Here is a 24,410-nt window from a genome sequence, read left to right on the forward strand (position 1 = left end):
CGCCTGCGGCACGTCCCTCCCCTAACCCCTCCCGCAAGCGGGAGGGGGGTTCTGTGGGGCTGGCGGCGCGCACGAAACGCGGCGGCGCTACTACTGGGTGGCGGCCTTCGCCGGAGCGGCGGGAACCGACGGCGTCTGGCTCACAGGCGCTGCACGATCAGCCGGAAAATCGTCCACCGCCGGCTTATCGGCAGACCGCGGCGCAGGGCTAGCCGCCGGCGCCGCCGGATCGGCCGGAAAATCATCCACCGCAGGCTTCGCAGCCGGGGTTGCGCCCGCAGGCGGAGCCCCAGCCGCCGGATCCGTCAGCGGATCCGCCGCCGGATCGGTCAACGGATCGTCGAGCGCACTCGCCGCGGCCGCCTTGGCGCCGTGCGTCTCGGCGATGCTCACCGCGCGGTCCTGCAGATAGGCCGAGCGCAGCGTGGCATACGGATCGATCGCACTGGCGAGCAGCGCCTTCAGCGCACCATCGGCCTCGACGCGCATGTCGAGCCCGGTCAGCACCGCCTCGGACACGCGATATTCGGCGCGGTCGAACGGCGTGCCGATCGTGAAGGCATAGGTCTGCCCCTGCGCCACACCCGCACCGAAATCGCGGAAATCGCTCGGCCCGACCAGCGGCAGGAAGATGTAGGGCCCCGGCCCGATGCCGTAATGCCCGAGCGTCGTGCCGAAATTATTGTCGTGATGCGGCAGGTTGAACTCGGACGTCTTCGCGACATCGAGCACGCCGCCAATGCCGATCGTCGAATTGACCAGGAACCGTCCGACCGTCTTGATCGCGCGCTTCGGCTTCAGCTGCAGCACGTCGTTGGCGAACACCAGCGGCTCGCCGACGTTCGAGAAGACGTGGCGGATGCCGGTGCGCAGCGGCTTGGGGACCACCGCCTTGTACACCATCGCGATCGGCCGGAACGCGATCCGGTCGAGGAACTGGTGGATCGAGAACATCGTCCGGTTGAAGCCCTCGAGCGGATCGCCCTTGGTCCGGTGATGCCGCGGGCGCGCCTCGGGCGCCGCGGTGGGCGCCGCTGCAGACGCGGCGGTTGCAAGCGCCACCGATACCGGCGCCGCAACGCCCTGCGCCGTCGCCGCGGGCGCAGCGAACAGCGCAAGCGCGATCACGATCGCGCTGCTCGAGCCCCCCAGCCGCAAGGTCAGCGCCCGCCCTTGGCCGAAAGCGCGTTGAGATGGCTGATCAGCGCCTTCGCACCGCCCTTGGCGAAGATGCTCGCGAAATCGGCGCGGCGCGTGGCGAGCTGGCTGATGCCGTTCTTGTAATAGACATCGACGATCCGCCAGCTGCCGCCGCTCTGGCGCATCCGATAGTCGATCGGGACCGCATCGCCCTTCGGCGCGGCGAGCGTGGTGCGCACGACCTTGTCGCCGCCGCGCATCTCGACATTAGGATTGATCGTGAAGCTCTCGCCGCCATAGCTGTCGAAGTTCGCCGCATATTGCGCGACCGTCAGCCGCCGCATCGCCGCAACGAGCGCGGTCTGGTCGGCGGGCGCGACCTTGAGCCAGTCGGCGCCGACCGACAGCCGCGTGATCAGCGGCACGTCGAAAGTCTGATCGACCACCGGGGCGATCCGCGCGGCGCGCCCGGCCGCGCCGAGCGCCTTGCCACCCTTCATGATCGCGAGCAGCCCGTCGTCGAGCGTTTGCACCGGGGCGCGTGCCGGATCACCGGCCTGGGCGGAAAGCGGTGCGGCGATCGCCAGCACCGCAGCAGGCACGATCATGCGCAGGAAAGTCGTCATCGAAAGCTCCTATGGGGACATTCCGGAAGGCCCGCTCGGGCAGCGCCGGTACCACCGTCGTGCCGCTAGCACAAACGGCTGTAGCGGCGATGAACGCGCGCGTCGCGCACCGGTTGCACCGCACTCGTCGGACCAACGCCCCGCATCGACGGCTTTTTTCCGTTCCCCTCATGTTGCAACGCGGCTAAGATATCTATCTGGGAGGCATAGATGACGAATTCGCGCGAATGCTGTAGGGCGTTCGTGCCCGGTTCGGCATTCGAGCGGACGGAAGGAACGGTGTTTGCAGGTCATTCTCGCCAACCCACGCGGTTTTTGCGCTGGGGTCGTACGGGCTATCGAAATCGTCGAGCGGGCGATCGATCGCTATGGCGCGCCCGTGTATGTCCGCCACGAGATCGTGCATAATCGCCACGTCGTCGATACGCTGCGCGCCAAGGGCGCGGTGTTCGTCGAGGAACTGTCCGACGTGCCCGAGGGCGCGATGACGGTCTTCTCGGCGCACGGCGTCGCACGCTCGGTCGAGGACGAAGCCAAGGCGCGCAAGCTGCCGGTGTTCGATGCGACCTGCCCGCTCGTCACCAAGGTCCATCTCCAGGGCCGCCGCTACGCCAAGGACGGCCGCACGCTGGTGATGATCGGCCATGAAGGCCATGCCGAAGTCGTCGGCACGCGCGGTCAGGTCGATGCGCCGGTGCATCTCGTCTCGACCGAGGCCGATGTCGCTGCGCTCGACCTGCCGACCGATACGCCGATGGCCTATATCACGCAGACCACACTCAGCGTCGACGACACCAAGAACGTCATCGCCTCGCTCGGCGAGCGCTTCACCAACCTCATCGGCCCCGACGTGTCGGAGATCTGCTACGCGACGCAGAACCGCCAGAGTGCGGTGCGCGATCTGTGCAAGGTCGCCGACCTGATCCTCGTCGTCGGCTCGGAAAACAGCTCGAACTCGAGCCGCCTGCGCGATCTCGGCGCCGACGAAGGCCTGCCGAGCTATCTCGTCGCCGATGGCAGTGCGATCGATCCCGCCTGGTTCGAAGGTGTCGAGCGCGTCGGCCTGACCGCGGGCGCCTCGGCCCCCGACGAACTCGTCGAGAGCGTGATCGCGGCGTTGCGCAAGCTCGGCCCGGTCGAAGTGACGCAACTTTCGGGCGTGGTCGAATCGCTCGAATTCGGCCTGCCGCGCGAACTGCGCGACCCCGCCCCTACCAAACGCGCCGCCGTCGGCGCATAGGAACAGCCATGACGCTTCCCCTCGCTCCGCTGATGCGCATCGGCGCCTACACGCTCAAGAACCAGATCAAGGGCGGCAAATATCCGCTCGTGCTGATGCTCGAGCCGCTGCTGCGCTGCAACCTCGCCTGCCCCGGCTGCGGCAAGATCGATTATCCCGACGCGATCCTCAACCAGCGCCTGTCGTACGAGCAGTGTATGGAAGCGATCGACGATTGCGGCGCGCCCGCCGTCTCGATCGCCGGTGGCGAGCCTTTGCTCCATCGCGACATGCCGCGCATCGTCGAGGGCTATATCGCGAAGAAGAAGTTCGTGATCTTCTGCACCAACGCGCTGCTGCTCAAGAAGAAGATCGACGACTACAAGCCGTCGCCGTACTTCACCTGGTCGATCCATCTCGATGGCGACAAGGGCATGCACGATCACGCCGTCGACCAGGACGGCACCTACGAGATCGCGATCGACGCGATCAAGCTCGCCAAGTCGAAGGGCTTCCGCGTCCAGGTCAATTGCACCGTGTTCGAGGGCGCTTCCGCCGAGCGGCTCGCCGGGTTCTTCGACATCATGGAAGAGCTGGGCGTCGAGATCACGATCTCGCCGGGCTATTCGTACGAGCGCGCCGCCGACCAGGAGCATTTCCTGACGCGCGAGCGCACCAAGAACTTCTTCCGCGACGTCTTCTCGCGCGGCGATGGCGCACGCGCGTGGAGCTTCACCAACTCGCCGCTGTTCCTCGATTTCCTCGCGGGCAACCAGACCTATGAATGCACGCCGTGGTCGATGCCGCTGCGCACCGTCTTCGGGTGGCAGAAGCCGTGCTACCTCGTCGGCGAGGGCTATGTGCCGACGTTCGCCGAGCTGATGGAAGGCACCGACTGGGATCAGTACGGCGTCGGCAAGTATGAAAAGTGCTCTAACTGCATGGTGCATTGCGGCTTCGAGGGCACCGCCGCGGCGGATGCCGTGCGCAACCCACTGAAAATGTTCACCGTCGGCCGCAAGGGCATCCGCACCGAGGGCCCGATGGCGCCCGACATCGACCTCAGCCATGCGCGCAAGGCCGAGGACGTCCACTCAACGCATGTCGAGGCCGAGCTCGCGAAGATCAAGGCGGCCGATCCCGACGGCTTCAAGCGCACCCAGCGCGCGGCCTAAAGCGCGGAACGCCGCACCGGCATCGCGGCCGGTGCGGAGGAGCGCGGGGAGCTGCGCGGGGTTTTTCGCCAGCGACTTGAGGATGGCGCCGAGCGCGACACTCCCGTCGGGGTTCATGCCGACGAGCGCCGCCGGTGGGAGCGCGTGGTCGGCGCTATCGGAAATGGTGCGCAGGATCGCGAAGGGCAGGTTGTGCCGCGCGGCCACTCGGGCTGCGATGTGCGATTCCATGTCGACGGCGATTGCGCCGGTTTGCGCATAGAGCGCGGCTTTTTCTGCGGCGGAAGCGATGATCGTATCCGCACCGATGATTGTGCCAGAGTAAGCTTCGGGAAGATGGCGCGCGAGCCATCCAATGAATTCGCGCCCAGCCCCCACCCTCTCCGTCACCCCGGGCTCGTCCCGGGGTCCACCGTGCCGCGCGTGCTCGGGCCGTAGATCTCGCGGCACGGTGGACCCCGGAACAGGTCCGGGGTGACGGCTGTGGTGGAGGGTGCCCACCACGACATCGCCGGCCCGCAACCTCGGATCGAGCGCCCCCGCTACGCCGCACGACAAGACGGCAAACGCGCCAGCCACAGCCGCCTCCAACTCGCGCTCCAACCGCGCCGAATCCCCGCCACCAGCGACCACCACCACACCCGGCCGCGCGATAATAGCCGCCTCGCGGTGCAGCCCGCAGGCGACAAGCAGCGTCACATCCCGAACGCCGGCCGGCCCGCGTTCGAGCGCTTCAGATTCCGATACCGCGCCACCGCCCAAAGCGGGAAATACGCCGGATACCCGTGATACCGCAGGTAGAAGACGCGCGGAAAACCGCCGCCCGTATACTTCTCCTGCCCCCACAGCCCATCGGCCGCCTGCGTGGCGATCAAATGCCGCACGCCGCGCTCGACCGCGGGATGATCGACCTTCCCCGCCGCCATCAGCGCGAGCAGCGCCCAGCCGGTCTGCGACGCAGTCGAAGGCGCGGGCGTATAGCCCTTGTAATCAAGCGCATAGCTCTCGCAATCCTCGCCCCAGCCGCCGTCGAGGTTCTGGATGTGGAGCAGCCAGTCGGCCCCTTTCCGCATCATCGGATGCTTCGCATCGAGCCCCGCGGCGTTGAGCGCACACAGCACCGACCAGGTGCCATAGATGTAATTCACCCCCCAGCGCCCGAACCAGCTGCCGTCGGCCATCTGCTCCTTCTCAAGGAACGCCAAGGCCGCCTTCATCCGCGGCGAATCGGTCTCGCCCAATTGCGCCAGCATCGACACGACGCGCGCGGTGACGTCGCTCGTCGGCGGGTCGAGCAGCGCGCCATGATCGGCAAACGGGATGTTGTTGAGGTAATGATAGCTGTTGTCGGCATCGAACGCGCCCCAGCCGCCGTCCTTGCTCTGCAAGCCCACGGTCCATTCGACGCCGCGCGCGATCGATTCGGCATAGTCCTCTCCCCTCCCCTTCAGGGGAGGGGCTGGGGGTGGGGACGTGGTTTCGGCACCCATCGTCCGATTCGCGGCACGGCCCCACCCCAACCCCTCCCCTGAAGGGGAGGGGCTAAGGGTCGCGAGATCCTTCGCGCGGTCCATCGCCATCACCACGACGGCGGTATCGTCGAGATCGGGATAATGCGCGTTGTTGTACTGGAACGCCCAGCCGCCCGGGCGGACGTCGGGTTTCTCCTCGGCCCAGTCGCCCTTCACGTCGAGCACCTGCAGCGGCTTGAGCCACGCCAGCCCCGCCATCGCGCGCGCCTCGGCCTCGTCGCCGCCCGCCTCGAGCATTGCATGCGCGGCGAGCGCGGTGTCCCACACCGGCGAGACGCACGGCTGGCAATAGGCCTCGTCGTCCTTGATCACGAGCAAGCGCTCGACCGATTCGCGCGCGATCATCCGCATGCGGTCATCGGCCGGGCAGCCCAGGCAATCGAGCATCATCACGCTGTTCGCCATCGCCGGGTAGATCGCGCCCAATCCGTCCTCGCCGTTGAGCCGCTCGGTCACGAAGCTCAGGCACGCCCGGATCGCTCGGCGGCGGGTGCGCTTGGGCCAGAGCGGCTCGGCCGCCTTGAGCACCATGTCGACCCCCCCGAAGAACGCCGTCCAGGCGCGCTTGGTCCCCGCCGCCCGGCTCTCGAGCGGCGCGCGCTTGTGCGTGTAGAGCTCGTCGACCCGCACGCCCGAAAGGTTGCGCGCGACCGGCTTCTTCGCCGCGAGCACGAGCAACGGCACGATCACCGTCCGTGCCCAATACGACATCTTCGAAAGATGCACCGGGAACCAGCGCGGCAGCAGGATCAGATCGACCGGCAGCGTCGGCACGGTCTTCCAATCGGCGCAGTCGAACAAAGCGAGCTGGATCCGCGTGAACACGTTGACCGCGGCCGCGCCGCCCGCCTTGTGGATGGCGGCGCGCGCCTGCACCATGTGCGGCGCATCGACCGGATCGCCGATCATCTTCAGCGCAAAATACGCCTTCACGCTCGCACTCACGTCGAACGACCCGCCGTGGAACAGCCCCCAGCCGTGATGGCTCGGCGACTGGATGCGGCGCAGGTAGTTGCCGATCTTGCGCTCGATCTCGGCGTCGCGCGGCTCGCCCAGATAGTGCTTCAACAGCACATATTCGGCCGGGATCGTCGCATCGGCCTCGAGCTCGAACACCCAATGCCCATCGGCGCGCTGCAGCTCGCCCAAAGCCGCCGCGGCACGGTTCGCGGTGGCGTCCGCCTCGTTCACCAGGCTCGCGCGGTCGATCGTCTCGATAGTCATGCCCCGCCCTTAGCCGAGAGCGCGCCCACGCGCCAAGCGGGCAGCGGTTTCGCCCGATCGCAAAGCGCCCTCGATCGTCGCGGGCAGCCCGGTCTGGGTCCAGTCGCCCGCCAGGAACAGGTTGCGCCAGCGCGTTTGCGCGGGCGGGCGCTTGGCGTCCTGCTCGGGCGTCGCCGCGAAAGTGGCGCGCTTTTCCTTCACGATCTGCCATGGCGGCAGCGTGGCCGGGAGCCCGTGGATCGCGGCGATATCCGCCCAGAAGGTCGCTGCGAGGTCTGCGCGATCGGTATCGACGAGATGGTCCGCCGCGCTGACGGTCACCGACAACCGATCGGGAAAGGCGAAGATCCATTCCGCCGTCCCCCCGATCACCCCGAGCATCGGCGCGACACCCGCCGGCGGGGTGTAGGCGAAGTGCGCGTTGACGATCGCGCGGAACACGTCGGGCACGACGAGATCAGGCACCAGCGACTCGGCAACCCAGGGCGGCACCGCGAGGATCACCGACTCGTCCGACGCCAGCGGCTCCTCGCCCGCTCCGAAATCGAGCGCGACGACGCGGTCGTCGGCGAACTTCAGCGCGCGCAGCCGCCGCCCCAGCGTCAGCCGCGCCCCCTGCCCCTCGAGCCACGCCAGCGCGGGATCAACGAAGGCAGCAGCCAGCGTCGGCTCGGCGATGCGCGGCCGGCTCGCACGTCCGCCCATGGCGAGCGATTCGCGCATCACCGCCGCGGTCAGCCGCGCCGACCCGTCCGCCACCGCGGTGTTGAGCACCGCGAGCAGGATCGGCTCGATCAATTTGTCCCACACGGCGCCACGCGGCGCGACGCGATCGCCGACGGTTTCCGCGGCGCCAGCGCCGAGCAATCTGCCGAACCGCAGATAGTCTCCCGCCCGCGTTCCCGGCACGCGGCGGCCGTCGCGGAAGATCCACCACGGCAGGCGCCCGTCATTGACGCGCACTGCCCAGCGCGCGCCCGTCTGGCGGTCGACGAACGCGAAATCGGCGTGGAGCGGTCCGCTCAGCCAATCGCTCGCGCCGATCGTCGCGAGATAATCGTTCACCGCGCGATTGCCCGACAGGACGAGATGATTGCCATTGTCGATCGTCCGGCCGAGCTGCGGATCGTGATAGCTGCGGCAGCGCCCGCCGGCCTGCGCCGCGCCGTCGATCAGCTCGGCGGCGATCCCGGCGCGCGCGAGATCGACCGCGGCGCCGAGCCCCGCCATCCCCGCGCCGATGATGCGGACGCGCGCGCTCAACGGAACAGCATCAGCCGCAGCACGGTGAAGATCAGCGCTGGCTTGTTGACCTTGATCCGCGTCCGCGGCGGCGCCCAGCCGATCGCCTCCATCCGCACCAGGATCGGCTCGTACACCGCCGCCATCAGCCGCGGCGCGATGAGATGCCCGCGCGGCCGCTGTGCCAGGATCGCCTGTGCCGCGGCGAAATGCGTATGCGCCTTGGCCGCGAGCACGCGGCACGCCGCATCAACGCGCGGATCGCCGACCACGGTGATCGGATCGAGCAGCTCGATCCCTGCCGCCAGCAGCGCCTCGCGTGGCAGATAGACGCGCCCGATCGCCGCATCCTCGTCCACGTCGCGCAAAATGTTGGTGTATTGCAGCGCGAGCCCGAGATGATGCGCCAGCGCGATGCCGACCTCGTCCTCCATCCCGAAGATCTTGACCGACAATCGCCCGACCGCCGAAGCGACGCGGTCGCAATAGAGCTCGAGCTCGGCCATCGGCGGCCAGCGGACGTCGCGTTCGACATCCATCGCCATGCCGTCGATCACCGCGAGGAAATCGGCCTTGTCGAGCGCGAAGCGGCGCACCGCCTCGGCGACCAAGGCAGCTCGCCCGGGATTGCCGCCGGCATAGAGCGACTCGATATCGGCGCGCCACGCATCGAGCGCGGCGGCGCGCTCGGGCCGGTCGCCGACCTCGTCATCGGCGATGTCATCGACCTCGCGGCAGAAGCCGTAGACCGCGTACATCGCCTCGCGCTGCACCTTGGGCAGCACGCGCATGCCGGCATAGAAGGAGCTGCCCGAGACTTGCGCCTGGAGCTGCGCGGGGGTCGCCTTGGGGTTCATGCCCGCCCCTTAACCATTTGTGATGCCGCCGCCAACGCCGCGAGACCGAGCGCCTCGTACGGGCGATGGTGGACGCGCTGCGACAGCGGATCGCGCGTCTTGAGGCGCTGCGTCAGGCTTACTGCGAGTCGGTGGATGATCGCGACTTCGACCGCGAGGCGGCGATCGCGGATCTGCCCGGCAAACCCCGCCGATTCGTCGAGCAATTGCGCACTGCGCGCGGCGAGATCGCGGATCGTCGCCAGCAGGCCCGGCGTGGCGACAGGCTGTTCGAGGTCTTCGAGCTTGGCGCCATGCTGCGCCATCAGGTCGAGCGGAAGGTAGACCCGCCCGATCGCGCGATAATCCTTCGCACAATCCTGCGTGTGGTTGATGACCTGCAACGCCGCGCACAGCGCATCGGACGCGGGCCAGGTTGCATGGTCCTCGCCGTGCACATCGAGCACGTAGCGCCCGACCGGCATCGCCGAATAGCGGCAATAGTCCATCAATGCCGCCCAGTCGGCGCAGCGGTCGACGGTGCAATCGCGCTCGAATGCGGTGAGCAGGTCGAGTGCGTGCTGCGGGCTGATCCGGTGCGCGCCCATCGTCGTGCGGAGCGCAACCGAGGCGGCGTCGGCATCGCTCCGGCCTAGGATCGTCGCGCGCATGGCGCCAAGCAGCGCGAGCTTCGCGTCGGCCGAGACCGCCGGATTGTCCGCGACGTCGTCCGCCCCGCGCGCGAAGCGGTAGAAGGCCATCACGGGCGCGCGATGCTCGGGCTTGAGCAGCACCGAGGCGACCGGAAAATTCTCGTCCTTATGCCCCTTGCCCGAGGCGAGCGCATCGGCGGTGGTCGCGCCGCTCATGCCGCGAGATCCGCCTGGACGCGGCCCTTCCAAAGCCCGCCGCGGCCGCGGACATGCTGCCACGCCGAGAGCAGCGTGCAGCCCGCATAGAAAGTGGCAATGGCCGGCAAAAGCAGTCCCCAGATCGGCGAGCGGCGGTAGAAGCGCAACATCGGCTGAAACGCCAGCGCCATCAGCGCCCACGCGGCGATCGCAGCATATTGCGCCGGCCCGCGCGCGGCAATCGCCAGCATGGGCGGCGCGAGATAGGTGAGCGCGAGGCCGAGCGTCGTGCCGGCAAGCAGCAGCGGCGAATAGTGAAGCTGGGCATAAGCCGAGCGCGAGATCATCGCCGCGACCGATCCCCATGTGTCGTAGCGCCGGATGCTCAGCGCGCGGTCGGTCAGCCCGAGCCAGACCGCGCCTTGCGTCTTCATCAACGCGCCGAACGCGCAATCGTCGATCAGCGCGGCGCGCACCGCGGCGATCCCGCCCGCCGCTTCGAGCGCCTTCCGTTCGACCAGCATGACGCCGCCCGCCGCCGCGCCCAATCCGCGCCCGCGGCGATTCACCGTGGCGAACGGGTAGAGCATCTGGAAGAACCAGACGAACGCCGGGATCAATGCGCGCTCGGCCAGGCTCTCGCAGCGCAGCCGCGCCATCAGCGAGACGAGCACGCGCTCATCCTCGACCGCGCGCGTGACGAGGCTGCGCAGCGTGTCGGGCGCGTGCGCGATGTCCGCGTCGGTCAGCAGCAGGTAATCTGGCGCGTCGCCGGCGGCGGCGATGCCCTGCGAGACGGCCCATAATTTACCGGTCCAGCCGGGCGCGAGCGGCGCGCCGGTGACGACGCTTAGCCGGTCCGACCCGAGCGCGCGCGCGATGTCGGCGGTGCCGTCGCTGCTCGAATCATCGACCAGCACAATGCGGAAATCGTCGGGGTAATCCTGCGCGGCCAGACTCCCGATCGACCGCGCAATCACCTCCGCCTCGTCACGCGCCGGAACGATCGCGGTAACCGATGGCCAAGCCCCCGCGCCTCCCCTCCCTGGAAGGGAGGGGCTGGGGGTGGGTCGGCCCGTGGAGAGGGTAACGCCCGCATTAGGCCGACCCACCCCCGCCCCCTCCCTTTCTGGGAGGGGAGGAAGAGAGTCCAGCTCCCGCGTCAGCCAAAACCCATCGCGCGCAAAAACCAGCACCAGCCAGATCGCCAGCGACAGCAGCGCAACACCCAGCCCAATCACGCCAGCATCCCCGCCTGCGCGAACCAAGCGATCGCCTCGGCCAGCGCCTCGCGGTACGGCCGCGCGCGATACCCCAGTTCCACCTCGGCCTTGGCGCTCGAATAATACATGTCGTGCGCTGCCATCCGGAGCGAATCGAGCGTCAGGAACGGGTCCTTCCCCGTCACGCGCGCTACCTGCTCATTGACCCAAGCCAGCGGAAACAACGGCGCGCGAGGAATCCGCACCGTCGGCGGCTTGCGCCCGACGATCCCCGCCACCGTCGCCAGCATCTCGCGCAACGCGACATCCTGCCCGCCAAGCACATAGCGCTCCCCGATCCGCCCCTTGGCCATCGCCGCGATATGTCCATCGGCGACGTCATCGACATGGACGAGGTTCAACCCGCTCTCGACGAACGCCGGCATCCGCCCGCTCGCCGCCTCGACGATGATCCGCCCGGTCGGCGTCGGGCGCGCATCGCGCGCGCCGATCGGGGTCGAGGGATTGACGATTACCGCGGGCAGGCCCTGCTCGGCGACCATCGCCTCGACCAGCCGCTCGGCGACCACCTTGCTGCGCTTGTAAGCCCCGACCGCCTGTTCGGGCGTCGCGGGCCGAGTCTCGTCAGAAGGTCGGCCCCCAGACGATTTATGGTCACCGGGCAGCAAGGTCGCGACGCTGCTGGTATAGACGATCCGCTCGACCCCGGCGGCCAGCGCCGCCTCCATAACGGTCGCGGCGCTCGCGCGGTTGTTGCGGACGATCTCCTCGGGATCACGTGCCCAGATGCGGTAATCGGCGGCGACGTGGTACAGCTGCCGCACGCCCGCCATCGCGCGCGCCATAGCTACGGGATCGCGCGCATCGCCCTCGACCAATTCGCCGGGGAAATCGTGGAGGTTCGTTCGCGCGCTGCTCGCCCGCACCAGCCCGCGCACGCGCGCGCCCGACGCCGCCAGCTTGAGCGCGACCGCCGAGCCGACAAAGCCGGAAACCCCGGTTACCAATATGATGTCCGCGTCCGCCACCGTATCTCCTCACCCGCCGCGCTGTAGAACGGCGCGGCGCAAGATCAAACCTCCGCGATGCGTCCCGCGCCTCGCCAACGGCAATCCTCCCCCACCAGGGGGAGGTGGCGCGTATGGGCCGGAGGGGGAGGCAAGCGAGCGCTCGATAAGCGGGCGCGACGCTTCCGCCCCCTCCGTCAGCCTGCGGCTGCCACCTCCCCCTGGCGGGGGAGGATCGAATGCCGGAACCTCTGCCCCCGCCGTCACCCCGGCCTCGTGCCGGGGTCCACCGCGCAGCGCGCGCATCGCAGCACGTCAGGGCGCAGCGTCGTTGCCCGGTGGGCCCCGGCACAAGGCCGGGGTGACGAAGCGGCGGCACAAAGAGATGACGCGCTTTTCACACGCCCAGCGCCTAGCCCGCCTCTATCGAGCAGCGTAAGGGTCGCATCGTGCAGCCTTTCCTGATCCTTCTCGTCGCAGCCCTCGGCTGGCTGGCGATCCTGCTGACTGCGTGCGGGGTCGGCTTCCTGCTCGTCGCCGCGCTCGCATTCCGCCGCTTCTTCGCCGCTGCGCGCCCAGCACCAGTGCGTGGCGAGGCCGTCACCCTGCTCAAGCCGCTCTACGGTGCCGAGCCGCGGTTGTTCGACAATCTCGCGACCTTCCTCGCGCAATCGCATGACGCCCCGCTCCAGCTGGTGCTGGGCGTGCAGCGCGCCGATGACCCCGCGATCGCGGTGATCGCCGACCTCAAGGCGGCCCACCCACACGCCCAGATCGACCTCGTCATCGACGCTACCAGCCACGGCGCGAGCGGCAAGCTGTCGAACCTCATCAACATGGACCGCGTCGCGTGCCACCCGATCGTCATCCTCAGCGACAGCGATATCGCGGTCGCGCCCGACTACGTCGCGCAAGTTCTCGCCGCGCTGGATGCCCCCGGCGTCGGCGCGGTCACGTGCCTGTATCGCGGGCGCGGCGACGCCGGTTTCTGGTCGCTTATGGCTGCCGCCGGCGTGAGCTATCAGTTCCTGCCCGGCGCGACCTTCGGCGTCGCCAAGCAGCTCGCCACGCCGTGCATGGGCTCGACGATCGCGCTGCGGCGCGAGACGCTCGATGCGATCGGCGGCTTTGCGCGCTTCGCCGACGTCCTCGCCGACGATTATGCCATCGGCGAAAGCGTCCGCGCGCTCGGGCTCACCGTCGCGGTGCCGCCGATGCTCGTCACCCACGCTTGCGATGAAGCCAGCTTCCCCGCCCTGTGGCGCCACGAACTGCGCTGGGCCGCGACGGTACGCGATCTGACCTTTTGGCCCTATGTCGGCAGCATCGTCGGACTGCCCTTGCCGGTCGCGGTGCTGGCCGCCCTCTATTGGCCGGCCGCCGGGCTCGCGCTCGCACTCGCAGCAATTTTCGCGCGCTGGGTGGTTGTGCGAACCATCGATGCGGCGGTAGGGACGCGGGTCGCGTCGTTCGGAATCGCGTTGCTGCATGATTTCGCCGCTTTTGCGGTCTATATCGCCAGCTTCTTCGTCCGGTCGGTTGATTGGCGCGGGGCGACCCTTACAATGAAGCAGGACGGCCGCATCGCAGCGGTCACGGAGCACTAAATCATGTTGCGGACCCTTTTTCTCCAGGCTCCCTCGTTCGACGGTTACGACGGCGGTGCCGGCGCGCGCTATCAGATGAAGCGCGAAGTGAAGTCCTTCTGGTATCCGACCTGGCTCGCCCAGCCCGCCGCGATGGTCGAGGGCTCGAAGCTGATCGACGCCCCCGCGCACGACCAGTCGTGGGACGACATCAAGCATGAGATGGACGAGCGCGACCTCGTCATCCTCCACACCTCGACGCCTTCGTTCCGCCAGGACGTCCACACCGCCGAGCTGATCAAGCAGCGCAACCCGCGCATCAAGATCGGCTTCATCGGCGCCAAGGCCGCGGTTGAATCGACCAAGGTGCTCGAAACCTCCACCGCGATCGACTTCGTCGCGCGCAACGAGTTCGATTTCACGATCGTCGATGTCGCAAACGGCATGCCGCTGCGCGAAGTCGAAGGGATCAGCTGGCGCGACGACGACGGCGCGATCATCCACAACAAGGACCGCAAGGTCATCGAGGACATGGACAGCCTCCCCTTCGTATCGCCGATCTACAAGCGCGATCTGCAGATGGAGAAGTATTTCGGCGGCTATCTGCTCCACCCGTACGTCTCGTTCTACACCGGCCGCGGCTGCAAGAGCCGTTGCACCTTCTGCCTGTGGCCGCAGACCGTCGGCGGGCACAACTACCGCACGCGCTCGATCGGTCATGTGATCGAGGAAGTTAAGTACGTGATGGAGGCTTTCCCGCAGAACAAGGAAATCTTCTTCGACGACGACACGCTGACCGACAACCTCCCGCGCGTCGAGGAACTCGCGATCGAGCTCGGCAAGCTGGGCGTGACCTGGTCGTGCAACGCCAAGGCGAACGTGCCGTACAAGACGCTCAAGATCCTCAAGGAGAACGGCCTGCGCCTGCTGCTCGTCGGCTATGAGAGCGGCAACCAGCAGATCCTGCACAACATCAAGAAGGGCCTGCGCGTCGATGTCGCGCGGCAGTTCACCAAGGATTGCCACGAACTCGGCATCGTCATCCACGGCACCTTCATCCTCGGCCTCCCGGGCGAGACCGAAGAGACGATCGAGGAGACGATCAACTACGCCAAGGAGATCGATCCGCACACGATCCAGGTGTCGCTCGCGGCGCCGTATCCGGGGACGTTCCTCTACAAGCAGGCGGTCGAGAACAATTGGTTCGACGGTGGCGATCACCTGCTGACCGATGGCGGCACGCAGATCGCGCAGCTGTCCTACCCGCATCTGCCGTCGGCGCTGATCTTCGACAAGGTCGAGGAGTTCTACAAGCGCTTCTACTTCCGCCCGTCGAAGATCTGGGATATCGTCCGCGAGATGCTGACCGACTGGCAGATGATGAAGCGGCGCCTGCGCGAGGGCGTCGAATTCTTCGACTTCCTGCGTCGCCGCAAAGAGCCTGCGTAACGAGGCCGGGGACACCCCTCTCCGTTCGGGCTGAACGGAGACGGGTCTTCCGAAGAGTAGATTGTGGTTCTGGGTATGACGACACTGGCGGGCATGACGGTCAACGAGCGGCTCGCCGCGACGGGCCGGGTCGAGCTGTGGGAAGATGCGGTCCGCGCGCGCGACCGTACCGCGATGATCGCAGTTCTGCGCCGGATCGCGGTGCCCAATCCGCAGAACGTCGCGGATGCAGTGCTCGCCGATCCGGTCTTCTACGGGTTCGCCCCGGCGTGAAGACCGCCATCATCACCGCCGACGATTTCGGCGTTTCGACTGAGGTCAACGCCGCGGTCGAGCAGGCGCATCGCGAAGGCGTGCTGACCGTCACCAGCCTGATGGTGACGGGCGCGGGCGCGGCCGATGCGGTCGAACGGGCTCGCCGCACCCCGACGCTCGGGGTGGGACTGCACGTCGCGCTCGCCGAGACGCCGCCCGCGCTGCTGCCGTCGCAGATCCCCGATCTGGTCGATGCGCACGGCAAGTTCCGCATCGAATCGCTCCCCGTCGCGCTGAAACTCGTCGGGTTGAAATCGGTGCGTCGCCAGCTCGAGGCCGAGATCGAAGCGCAATTCGCGCTGTTCGCGGCGACCGGCCTCCCGCTCGATCACGTCAACACGCACAAGCACATGCATCTGCACCCGGTGATCGTCGGCGTGCTGCTCGAGGTCGGCCTGCGCCACGGCATGACGGCGATGCGCGCGCCGGTCGAGGATCGCACGACGCTGGCCAAGTTCGAGCCCGTCACCGGCTTCGACATCGCGCGGCCCTTCGCGCAGCTCGTCCAAGTCGCGGCGCGCAAGCGTGGCGTGAAGGTCCCCGACCGCGTCTTCGGTCTCGCCTGGTCGGGCGCGATGCATGCCGAGCGGCTGCGCGGCGTGCTCGACCATCTGCCCGACGGGGTGAGCGAAATTTATCTGCATCCCGCGACCGGCGCCTATCCGCTTTCGGCCCCGGGCTACCAATATGAGGCCGAGCTCGCAGCTCTGCTCGACCCCGAAGCCCGCGCGATCGTCGCGCGGCGGGACATCACTCTGGCGCGTTTTGCCGATCTGTAACCGGGAGATACCCGATGAACTTCATTCCCAAATCCATGGCCCCCGCAGGCCCCGCCCCCGGCACGCGCGTTCCGCTCGGCAGCGATGCGCACAAGACGCTGTTCTGCCGCACGATGCTCGACACGCACGATCCGTATCGCCCCGCGCTGATCGACTGGCCGGTGCTCGACGAGGAAACGCGCCAACGCATCGTCTCGCTGCCGATCTGGGACATCGCGGTCGCGACCGAGGGTCGCGCCGGCATGAACGTCAAGACCTATGGCCAGCAGATCCACGACCCGCTGCTGCGCGACGCGATCGACATGAACGCCTATGAGGAGAGCCGCCACAAGATCGTGCTCGCCGACATGGTCACCTTCTACGGCATCGAGCTTCAGCCCGAGGAAGAATATAAGGTCCCGCGCGATCCCGAATTCGCCTTCATGCGCACCGGGTTCTCGGAATGCATCGACAGCTTCTTCGGCTTCGGGCTGTTCAAGATCGCCAAGGACACCGGCTTCTTCCCCGACGAACTGGTCGACACGTTCGAGCCGGTGATGCGCGAGGAAGGGCGGCACATCCTGTTCTTCGTCAACTGGGTCGCTTGGCATCGCCGCACCATGCCGCTGTGGCGCCGCCCGTGGTTCGAGCTGAAGGTGTGGGCGGTGTGGATCGCGCTGATCTGGGAGCGGATCGACATGGCCAAGGGCATGGGCGAGGACAATACCCGCGCCGCCGAGAACAATTTTACGCTCAACGGCTCGAAGGAGCTGGGCGTCGAGATCGAATTCCCCGAGCTGGCAGCGATCTGTCTTGCGGAAAACGACCGGCGTCTGTCGGTCTATGACGAGCGGCTGATCCGGCCGAAGTTCGTTCCGGGTGCGATTCGACTGGTCTTGCGCTTTATGGGAAAGAAGAAAGCTGCCACAGCGGCTTAAGTCTTTCGGGGGTGGCGATACGTGGTGGGGGTTGATGTGTTCGCGCAGAGGCGCAGAGGCGCAGAGGGGGGGCGCGCGTCGCGAAGCGACCTTGCCCTCCCCAGCCTGAAAGAAAGCGCATCGCGCGACGCACGCGCTCCCTCTCTGCGCCTCTGCGCCTCTGCGCGAACCCTTGCCCGGCCAGCCCCGGCGGGCCGCACCATAGAGGGCGACCCCGCCCCCCAACACTCGTCACCCCGGCCCCGTGCCGGGGTCCACCGTGCCGCGCCCGCTGAGCCCGCACGCCGCGCATCCCGGTGGACCCCGGGACAAGCCCGGGGTGACGAAGGTAGCCGCGCACCAGTATCGGGCACGCCATGAGCCGCTCCGCCCGCATCGGCCTCCTCCTCGCGACGATCGTCGGCCTCGCCGTCGCCGCCGGGACCGTCGGCACCGTCGGGCTCGGGCAAGTCCTGGCCGCAATGGGCTCGATCGGCTGGGTCGGCATGGCGACCTTCGTCCTCTGGTCGGGCGGCGTGCTGGGGCTGCTCGGCATGGCGTGGCTCGCGGTCGCGACCGACCAGCCGAGCGACCGGCTGTGGCTGTTCGTCTGGGCGCGCACCACGCGCGAGGCGGCGACCGACATCCTGCCCTTCTCGCAACTCGGCGGCCTGGTCGTCGGCGCGCGCACGCTCGCCGCGTTCGGCGTGCCGCAGCCGGTGATCTACGCCTCGATGATCGCCGACATGACGACCGAAATGGCGGCGCAACTGATCTTCACGCTCGGCGGCGTCGCGGTGTTGCTGATGGTCCTGTCGCATGCCCCCGTGCAGCAAGGCCTCGTGCCACTCGCGCTCGGCGGGGTCGCGGCGATGATCGCGCTGATGGCGCTGTTTGTCTTCGCGCAGAAGCCGGTGCTTAAGCTCGCCGGTTCGCTCGGCGCGCGGATGCTGCCGGGATCGGTCGCGGCGATGGCGGCGGTGCGTGACCAACTCGATGCGATCTACCGCGAGCCCCGGCGCGTCCTCGCCGCCTTCGCGTTCAACCTCGCCGCCTGGCTGGCGAGTGCGGCGGGCGCGTGGATCGCGCTCCAGTTCATGGGCTCGCACGTCCCGCTGTGGGCGGTGCTGATGATCGAGGCGCTGATCTTCACGCTGCGCAGCGTCGCCTTCGCGATCCCCGGCGCGATCGGCGTGCAGGAGGCGGCCTATGTGCTGATCGGCCCGCTCGTCGGCCTGCCGCCCGCGACCGCGCTTGCGCTGTCGCTGCTCAAGCGCGCGCGCGACGTGATCATCGCGGTGCCGGCGCTGCTCGCCTGGCAGATCGGCGAGGCGCGACGCGTCGTCTCGTGAATTGCTCGGCTTCTCGGGCAATCGTATAGCCCGAACGATCCTCCGGCCAAGGCGACAACCCGATGCGTTCCCTGTTCCTGCTGTTCGCCCCCGTCCTCGTCGCCGCGCAGGCGGCACCGATGCAGCATGCGCCCGAGACCTGCCCGACCCCCGCCGCGCCGCTCCCCGCCGATCTCGCGGCGTGGAAGACCGGCCCGAGCCTCGCCGCCGCGACCGACCGCAATACGCTCGCCCGCACGCGGCTGACGGTCGGCCGCCGCACCGAGCTGATGCTCGCGCCGAGCGACACCGTTCGCTATCCCTTCACCCCGTCCAAGCTGGGCGAGCCGACCAGCCTCGGCGGCATGGCGAGTTTTTCGATCGCGCGCGCTGGCACCTACCGCGTCCTGCTCGGCACCCCTGCGTGGATCGACGTCGTCAAGGGTCGCAAGGCCCAGACCTCGACCGCGCACGCGCACGGCGCGGCGTCCAGCGGTATCGCCAAGATGGTCGATTTCAAACTCGCGCCCGGTCGCTACACGCTCCAGATCGCGGGCAGCAAGGCCGCCGCCGCGTCGGTGCTGATCACGAATCGTCCCTGACCGGCGGCAGCGGCGCAGCCCTGAGCAGCGCGTCAAGCTCGGCCATCGCACCGCTCCCGGCTGATTCGGCGAGCGCCGCCTCCAACGCGCGATACGCATCGAGCACCGCCCGCCCGGTCGGCGTGAGCGAAGCCCCCCGCCCCGCCCCGCCACCGGCGACGGTCTCGACCAGCCGCTCGACGAAACACCGGTTCATGCTGTCGACCAGCAACCAGCTACGCCGATAGCTCATCCCCATCGCGCGCCCCGCCGCCGAGATCGACCCTTCGCGCGAGATCGCCTCGAGCAAATCGGCCTTGCCCGGCCCCATCGCCAGCTCGTCGCCGCAATAGAGCTGCGCCTTGATCTTCAGGCGGCCGATCCGGCTCATCGCGCCAGCCGGACGCGCGCGCGGACGCGGATCTTCATTGTCGAACCTCCTGGTGATGGCCAACCGACCGTGCAGGCTGTCGCTTTCAAAAGCAAAGCCCGTTAAGCGCTATGCCCATGGCGAAGGCGCACCCGTTCCATTCGATCCACAGCCACGGGCTGATCCGCGTCGGCGCAGCGACCCCGCGGGCGACCGTCGGCGATTGCGCCGCTAACGCCGCGGCGACGATCGCGCTCGCCAAGGACGGCCACACCAAGGGCGCCGACCTGCTCGTCTTCCCGGAGCTCAACCTCACCTCTTACGCCATCGACGATCTGCACCTACAGACCGCGCAGCAGCGCGCGACCGAAGCCGCGATCGCCACGGTCGCGGAGGCGACCGCCAAGCTGCGCCCCGTGCTCGTGCTCGGCGCGGCGCTGGTGCGAAACGGCAGGCTCTACAATTGCGCGGTGGTTATGGCGCGCGGGCGGATCCTGGGCGTGGTGCCCAAGACCTTCCTGCCGAATTACCGCGAATATTATGAGAAGCGCTGGTTCGCGAGCGGCGCCGGCTTGCCGATCAGCGACATCACGCTCGCCGGGCAAACCGTACCGTTCGGCACCGACCTGCTCTTCGCCGCCGACGACCTCGCCGATTTCGTGCTCCATGCCGAGATTTGCGAGGATTATTGGGCCCCCACCCCGCCCTCGACGATGGGCGCGCTGGCGGGCGCGTTGATCTGCTGCAACCTGTCGGCATCGAACATCGTCGTCGGCAAGGCCCGCGAACGCGCGATGCTGTGCGCCTCGCAATCCGCGCGCGCGGTGTGCGCCTATGTCTTCTCCGCCGCCGGTTCGGGCGAGAGCACGACCGACCTCGCTTGGGACGGCCAGGGCATGGTCCACGAACTCGGCGATCTGCTCGCCGAATCGACACGCTTCGGGCGCGAGTCGGAACTCGTCCTCGCCGATGTCGATGTCGGGCGAATCGCCCAGGAGCGGATGCGCGTCGGCACCTTCAACGATTCCGCACGGCTCGCCGGCGACCCCGAGACGCGCTTCCGCCGCATCGGCTTCACGCACCAGCCCGATTTCGCCGATATCGGCCTGCTGCGCGAGCAGCGCCGTTTCCCGTTCGTGCCCAACACGCCCGAGAAGCTCGACGAGGATTGCTACGAGGCGTTCAACATCCAGGTCGAGGGCATCCTCAAACGCTTCGAGGCAGCGCATGCCGAGCGGCTCGTCATCGGCGTGTCGGGCGGGCTCGATTCGACCCACGCGCTGATCGTCGCCGCCAAGGCGATGGACCGACTCGGGCGCCCGCGCGACCATATCCTCGGTTTCACCATGCCGGGCTTCGCCACCAGCGACGGCACCAAGGAAAACGCCTGGGCGCTGATGCGCGCGCTGGGCGTGAGCGGCGCCGAGATCGACATCCGCCCCGCAGCGCGGCAGATGCTCAGCGACATGGGCCACCCGTTCGCGGATGGCGAACCGACCTACGACGTGACCTTCGAGAACGTCCAAGCGGGCCTGCGCACCGATTATTTGTTCCGCCTCGCCAACCAGCGCGGCGGGCTGGTGGTCGGCACCGGCGACCTGTCAGAGTTGGCGCTCGGCTGGTGCACCTACGGCGTCGGCGACCAGATGAGCCATTATGCGGTCAATGCCGGCGTGCCCAAGACGCTGATCCAGTTCCTGATCCGCTGGTGCATCCGCACGAAACAGTATGACGGCGCGACCGACGCGATCCTCGCGGCGATCCTCGCCACCGAGATTTCGCCCGAACTGGTCCCCGCCGGCGCCGACGGCGCGATCCAGAGCACCGAGGCGCGAATCGGGCCGTATGCGCTCAACGATTTCTTCCTGCACCACGTCGTGCGCCACGGCATGGCGCCGTCGAAGATCGCGTTCCTCGCCCTCCACGCCTGGCGCGATGCGAGCGCGGGGCGCTGGCCGCGCGATTTCCCGGCGGCGGGCCGAGTCGCCTATGACCTCCCGACGATCGCCGGCTGGCTCGAGAAATTCCTCCACCGCTTCTTCGCGACGAGCCAGTTCAAGCGCTCGGCGATCCCCAACGGCCCCAAGGTCTCGTCGGGCGGCGCGCTCAGCCCGCGCGGCGACTGGCGCGCGCCGTCGGATGGCACGGCGCGGGTTTGGCTCGAGGAACTGGCGCGCGGGTTGCCGTAAAGCCGGCCCACCCGCCCCGACGCTGGCCCTGCGACGCAATGCCGGCGCAAGCAGCGTAAAAAGTCGTCACGCCACCAACATCACCAACCCCGCCCGCTTTATCGGAAAGACCGCGCCTTATTCCCAGCGCGCCTTGAGATGCGGCGAGGCGAGAAGGCTAGGGGGGCGCGGGATGCTGGGCGGCGGATCGAACACCCCCGCAGCCAGATATTTGATCGCGTTGACTACGCCGGCATGCGAAAACGGCTTCGCAATGACGCCATGCGCACCCGAAAAATCGGCCGGAATTTTCGCCACGTTGGCGGTGACGAAAATGATCAGCGCGTCGGGCCAGTGGCTACGGATATAGGAGCAGACATCGAGCCCGTTCGAATTCTGCGCGAGGTGGATGTCGACGAAGGCGAGCTGCGGATTGAGCGAATCGGGCAGCGCCTCGACATCCTGCAGGCTCGCCGCGCCGGCCAGCACGTGATGCCCGCTATCCTCGATCATCGCCTCGATATCCATCGCGAGGAGCATCTCGTCCTCGACGACCAGGACTTCCATGATGTCGCTCATGACGGTGCCTCGCTGCGGGGAAAGGCGATCGTCACGCAGGTGCCCGGCCGGTTGTCGTTCCACGTCGCCTCGGCGCGCGCCTGACGCGCGAGCCGCGTGATGAGCGCAGTTCCGATGCTCTTGCTCCGCTGTGCCGACGGCATACCCGGGCCGTCGTCGCAGATCCTGATGATGCCCTGGTCGTCCTCGCGTTCGACCTTCAGACTAAGCGTCCCCGACCGCCCGTCGGCGAAGGCGTGCTTGACGGCGTTCGTGAGGATCTCGTTGAGGATCAGCCCTAGCGCCGATGCGTTCTCGGCATCGATAAACAGCGGCTGCGGCTTGATGTCGAGGACGATGTCGCTCCGTCCGCTCGAGCCGACGACATCGGACACAAGGCTCTCGGCGAAACCGCCGATGTCGAACCGCGCGATATCGGATGATTGATACAGCTGGCGATGCACCACCGCGAGCGCATCGACGCGCTCGAGCATCGATTCGAGCTTGGCCGCGACCGACGGATCATCGATCGTCCGGACCTGTAAGCGCAGCAGCGAGCCGATCATCGTCAGGTTGTTTTTGACGCGGTGGTCGACTTCGTGGAGCAATATGGTCTTGGCCTCAAGCGCCGCGCGCAGATCGGCGGTGCGGCGTTCGACCTCGCGTTCGACCAGCAGCTTCTGGTCGTTGATGATGGTTTGCGCCTCGACCCGATCGGTCACATCGAACTGCGAGGCGAAAAAGAACCGCACGATTCCGTCGGCGTCGCGCACCGGGGACAGATAGAGCGCGTTCCAGAAAGTCGTGCCGTCCTTGCGATAGTTGAGCAGATCGACGTCGATCGCGTGCCCGGCCTTGATCGCGTGGCGGATCGCCGTGATCTTGGCGGGGTCGGTATCGGGGCCTTGGAGGAAGCGACAGTTGCGGCCGACGATCTCCTCGCGGGCATAGCCCGTCAGCCGCTGAAACGCGACGTTGCAGAAGACGATCGGATTGTCGGGCTGCGCCGGGTCGGTGATGACCATCGGCATTCGCGTGGCGCGGACCGCGGCGGCGAACGGATCGCCCCTGCCATGGTCGTACTCGAGCGCGTCGGTAAGGTGCCAGTCGTCGCGTTGTTTCAAAGCTGCCTCCGGCGTAGGCCCGGATGGCTTCGCGCCGGAATGTAACGTCAGTTAAGAAAAAGCGTTCCTGATGGCGGCACGCACAGCGGCCTCCGCGCCCGCATGCACCCAATCGGGGGCCGGGCGCGTCGCTTTCAAGCCGCTCTTACTTGCGGCTCTTGCGCGCAGCGTAACGCGCATCGCGCGCCGCCTTCTTGTCGATCTCGGCCTGGATCGCGGCCTGCTCGGCATCCTTGATCGCCTGTTCGGCGGCGGCGGCCTTGGCGAGCTTGTCGAGCCGAGCCTGTTCGAGCGCGGCCTTCTTCTCTTCGCGCTTCTTGGCTTCGGCGGCTTCCTTCGCTTCGCGCGCGGCGGCGCGGGCGGCGACGACGGCGGGATCGACCGGCGGCTTGGCCTTCAACTTCTCGAGGGCGCGCTGCTTGGCGTCGGCCGAGAGGGCGGCGCGGTCTTTGAAGGAAGGTTCTTTGTAGGATGCCATGTGGCGGGCTTTAGCCTTGTCTTGCAGATAAGGAAATGGCGGAGAGGGTGGGATTCGAACCCACGGTACCCGTGAGGGCACGCCGCATTTCGAGTGCGGTACATTCGACCACTCTGCCACCTCTCCGCGAGGTCATATGATGCCGTCTGTGAGGGAGACCCACGAAGCGGCACCGGTCGGTGAGCGGGGGCCACTAACGCAGTCGGTTGGGTTGCGCAAGCGTTTGCCGCAGCATTCTCTTGTGCAGCGCGGAACAGGGCCTAAGTTATACCCATGCACCGCACCCCGATTACCTCCCCGCCCTTCTCTGCCGAGATTCCGCTCGCGCCGATCAGCCATGCGCGCTTCGCCATCGGCGACGTCGTGCGTCACCGCATGTTCGATTTCCGCGGCGTGGTGTTCGATGTCGATCCGGTCTTCGCCAACAGCGACGAATGGTATGACGCGATTCCCGAGAACATCCGGCCGCGCAAGGACCAGCCCTTCTACCATCTGCTCGCCGAGAATATGGAGTCGAGCTACGTCGCCTATGTCAGCCAGCAGAATCTGGTCCCCGACGATCTCGACGAGCCGGTCGATCATCCCGCGATCTCAGGGCTGTTTGGCGAATATGAGGACGGCAAATACCCGCTACGGCGCGAACACCGCCACTGATTCGCGCCTGCGTGTGACCTGAAAAAAAGGGGCGGTGGATCGTGCG

Annotated in this window: 24 protein-coding genes and 1 tRNA gene; 11 read left to right on the plus strand and 14 right to left on the minus strand. The window is 67.6% G+C overall.

Features of this window, described 5'->3' with window-relative positions; translation table 11 throughout:
• Positions 1 to 90 precede the first annotated feature (90 nt).
• Both EAH76_RS10105 and EAH76_RS10110 read right to left on the minus strand, forming a co-directional pair.
• Positions 91 to 1,128: an MlaA family lipoprotein gene (locus EAH76_RS10105; RefSeq protein ID WP_241659624.1), complete on the minus strand. Its 1,038-nt coding sequence runs from the start codon at positions 1,126 to 1,128 to the stop codon at positions 91 to 93.
• Positions 1,129 to 1,160: 32 nt separating this feature from the next.
• Entirely contained in the window at positions 1,161 to 1,766 is a 606-nt protein-coding gene (locus tag EAH76_RS10110; protein WP_140850069.1) for an ABC transporter substrate-binding protein, read from the minus strand.
• A gap of 283 nt (positions 1,767 to 2,049) precedes the next feature.
• On the opposite strand from EAH76_RS10110, the gene ispH reads away from it, so the two are divergent.
• Together ispH and hpnH are read left to right on the plus strand one after the other, a co-directional pair.
• Positions 2,050 to 3,006 carry a 4-hydroxy-3-methylbut-2-enyl diphosphate reductase gene (gene ispH / locus EAH76_RS10115; RefSeq protein WP_140850070.1) on the plus strand — a complete coding sequence of 319 codons (957 nt, stop codon included), beginning with the start codon at positions 2,050 to 2,052 and terminating at the stop codon, positions 3,004 to 3,006.
• An 8-nt stretch (positions 3,007 to 3,014) separates the two neighbouring features.
• Complete coding sequence (gene hpnH, locus EAH76_RS10120; RefSeq protein ID WP_140850071.1) at positions 3,015 to 4,160, plus strand: adenosyl-hopene transferase HpnH; 1,146 nt, start codon at positions 3,015 to 3,017, stop codon at positions 4,158 to 4,160.
• Here the strand turns inward: hpnH and EAH76_RS10125 are convergent.
• From EAH76_RS10125 to hpnA, 7 genes are read right to left on the minus strand one after another with little or no spacing between them, the layout of a single operon-like run.
• Positions 4,080 to 4,859 carry a phosphorylase gene (locus tag EAH76_RS10125; RefSeq protein WP_140850072.1) on the minus strand — a complete coding sequence of 260 codons (780 nt, stop codon included), beginning with the start codon at positions 4,857 to 4,859 and terminating at the stop codon, positions 4,080 to 4,082. The genes hpnH and EAH76_RS10125 overlap by 81 nt on opposite strands.
• A complete protein-coding gene (locus EAH76_RS10130; protein WP_140850073.1) occupies positions 4,856 to 6,916 on the minus strand; it encodes a terpene cyclase/mutase family protein in 2,061 nt (686 codons plus the stop codon). The genes EAH76_RS10125 and EAH76_RS10130 overlap by 4 nt, the downstream gene beginning before the upstream one ends.
• 9 nt (positions 6,917 to 6,925) lie before the next feature.
• On the minus strand, positions 6,926 to 8,179 hold the full coding sequence (hpnE, locus tag EAH76_RS10135) for a hydroxysqualene dehydroxylase HpnE (RefSeq protein WP_170208010.1): 1,254 nt from the start codon (positions 8,177 to 8,179) through the stop codon (positions 6,926 to 6,928).
• Entirely contained in the window at positions 8,176 to 9,015 is an 840-nt protein-coding gene (gene hpnD / locus EAH76_RS10140) for a presqualene diphosphate synthase HpnD (RefSeq protein WP_140850074.1), read from the minus strand. Before hpnD ends, hpnE begins: the two co-directional genes overlap by 4 nt.
• A complete protein-coding gene (gene hpnC / locus EAH76_RS10145; RefSeq protein WP_140850075.1) occupies positions 9,012 to 9,863 on the minus strand; it encodes a squalene synthase HpnC in 852 nt (283 codons plus the stop codon). Before hpnC ends, hpnD begins: the two co-directional genes overlap by 4 nt.
• The gene (locus tag EAH76_RS10150; protein ID WP_140850076.1) at positions 9,860 to 11,086 is read right to left on the minus strand and encodes a glycosyltransferase; all 1,227 of its coding nucleotides are present in this window, start codon (positions 11,084 to 11,086) and stop codon (positions 9,860 to 9,862) included. The genes hpnC and EAH76_RS10150 overlap by 4 nt, the downstream gene beginning before the upstream one ends.
• Complete coding sequence (gene hpnA / locus EAH76_RS10155; protein WP_140850077.1) at positions 11,083 to 12,096, minus strand: hopanoid-associated sugar epimerase; 1,014 nt, start codon at positions 12,094 to 12,096, stop codon at positions 11,083 to 11,085. The genes EAH76_RS10150 and hpnA overlap by 4 nt, the downstream gene beginning before the upstream one ends.
• Before the next feature lie 428 nt (positions 12,097 to 12,524).
• On the opposite strand from hpnA, the gene hpnI reads away from it, so the two are divergent.
• From hpnI to EAH76_RS10190, 7 genes are all read left to right on the plus strand, one after another.
• Positions 12,525 to 13,682: a bacteriohopanetetrol glucosamine biosynthesis glycosyltransferase HpnI gene (hpnI, locus tag EAH76_RS10160; RefSeq protein WP_140850078.1), complete on the plus strand. Its 1,158-nt coding sequence runs from the start codon at positions 12,525 to 12,527 to the stop codon at positions 13,680 to 13,682.
• Positions 13,683 to 13,685: 3 nt separating this feature from the next.
• Complete coding sequence (gene hpnJ, locus EAH76_RS10165; protein ID WP_140850079.1) at positions 13,686 to 15,110, plus strand: hopanoid biosynthesis associated radical SAM protein HpnJ; 1,425 nt, start codon at positions 13,686 to 13,688, stop codon at positions 15,108 to 15,110.
• Between the two features lie 75 nt (positions 15,111 to 15,185).
• Positions 15,186 to 15,383: a hypothetical protein gene (locus EAH76_RS10170; RefSeq protein ID WP_140850080.1), complete on the plus strand. Its 198-nt coding sequence runs from the start codon at positions 15,186 to 15,188 to the stop codon at positions 15,381 to 15,383.
• Positions 15,380 to 16,204: a hopanoid biosynthesis-associated protein HpnK gene (gene hpnK / locus EAH76_RS10175; protein WP_140850081.1), complete on the plus strand. Its 825-nt coding sequence runs from the start codon at positions 15,380 to 15,382 to the stop codon at positions 16,202 to 16,204. The genes EAH76_RS10170 and hpnK overlap by 4 nt, the downstream gene beginning before the upstream one ends.
• A 14-nt stretch (positions 16,205 to 16,218) precedes the next feature.
• Entirely contained in the window at positions 16,219 to 17,121 is a 903-nt protein-coding gene (locus EAH76_RS10180; RefSeq protein ID WP_140850082.1) for a ferritin-like domain-containing protein, read from the plus strand.
• 356 nt (positions 17,122 to 17,477) lie between these two features.
• A complete protein-coding gene (locus EAH76_RS10185) occupies positions 17,478 to 18,452 on the plus strand; it encodes a lysylphosphatidylglycerol synthase domain-containing protein (RefSeq protein WP_140850083.1) in 975 nt (324 codons plus the stop codon).
• Between the two features lie 62 nt (positions 18,453 to 18,514).
• Entirely contained in the window at positions 18,515 to 19,033 is a 519-nt protein-coding gene (locus EAH76_RS10190; protein ID WP_140850084.1) for a hypothetical protein, read from the plus strand.
• Here EAH76_RS10190 and EAH76_RS10195 read toward each other — a convergent pair.
• Positions 19,017 to 19,403, minus strand: coding sequence for a winged helix-turn-helix domain-containing protein (locus EAH76_RS10195; RefSeq protein ID WP_140850085.1), 387 nt, complete (start codon positions 19,401 to 19,403; stop codon positions 19,017 to 19,019). The two genes, EAH76_RS10190 and EAH76_RS10195, sit on opposite strands and share 17 nt — an antisense overlap.
• 116 nt (positions 19,404 to 19,519) lie before the next feature.
• On the opposite strand from EAH76_RS10195, the gene EAH76_RS10200 reads away from it, so the two are divergent.
• Complete coding sequence (locus tag EAH76_RS10200; RefSeq protein ID WP_431357980.1) at positions 19,520 to 21,571, plus strand: NAD(+) synthase; 2,052 nt, start codon at positions 19,520 to 19,522, stop codon at positions 21,569 to 21,571.
• 117 nt (positions 21,572 to 21,688) lie between these two features.
• Here the strand turns inward: EAH76_RS10200 and EAH76_RS10205 are convergent, their stop codons facing one another.
• From EAH76_RS10205 to EAH76_RS10220, 4 genes are all read right to left on the minus strand, one after another.
• Positions 21,689 to 22,129: a response regulator gene (locus EAH76_RS10205; protein WP_140850087.1), complete on the minus strand. Its 441-nt coding sequence runs from the start codon at positions 22,127 to 22,129 to the stop codon at positions 21,689 to 21,691.
• Positions 22,126 to 23,232: a PAS domain-containing protein gene (locus tag EAH76_RS10210; RefSeq protein ID WP_140850088.1), complete on the minus strand. Its 1,107-nt coding sequence runs from the start codon at positions 23,230 to 23,232 to the stop codon at positions 22,126 to 22,128. Before EAH76_RS10210 ends, EAH76_RS10205 begins: the two co-directional genes overlap by 4 nt.
• A 145-nt stretch (positions 23,233 to 23,377) precedes the next feature.
• Positions 23,378 to 23,710, minus strand: coding sequence for a DUF6481 family protein (locus tag EAH76_RS10215; protein ID WP_140850089.1), 333 nt, complete (start codon positions 23,708 to 23,710; stop codon positions 23,378 to 23,380).
• Between the two features lie 36 nt (positions 23,711 to 23,746).
• Positions 23,747 to 23,836 (minus strand) — tRNA-Ser (locus tag EAH76_RS10220).
• A 147-nt stretch (positions 23,837 to 23,983) separates the two neighbouring features.
• Between EAH76_RS10220 and hspQ the strand changes: the two genes are divergently transcribed.
• The gene (gene hspQ, locus EAH76_RS10225; RefSeq protein WP_133189921.1) at positions 23,984 to 24,364 is read left to right on the plus strand and encodes a heat shock protein HspQ; all 381 of its coding nucleotides are present in this window, start codon (positions 23,984 to 23,986) and stop codon (positions 24,362 to 24,364) included.
• Positions 24,365 to 24,410: the final 46 nt, after the last annotated feature.

This window comes from Sphingomonas glacialis (assembly GCF_006439055.1).
Lineage (GTDB): Bacteria > Pseudomonadota > Alphaproteobacteria > Sphingomonadales > Sphingomonadaceae > Sphingomonas > Sphingomonas glacialis_A.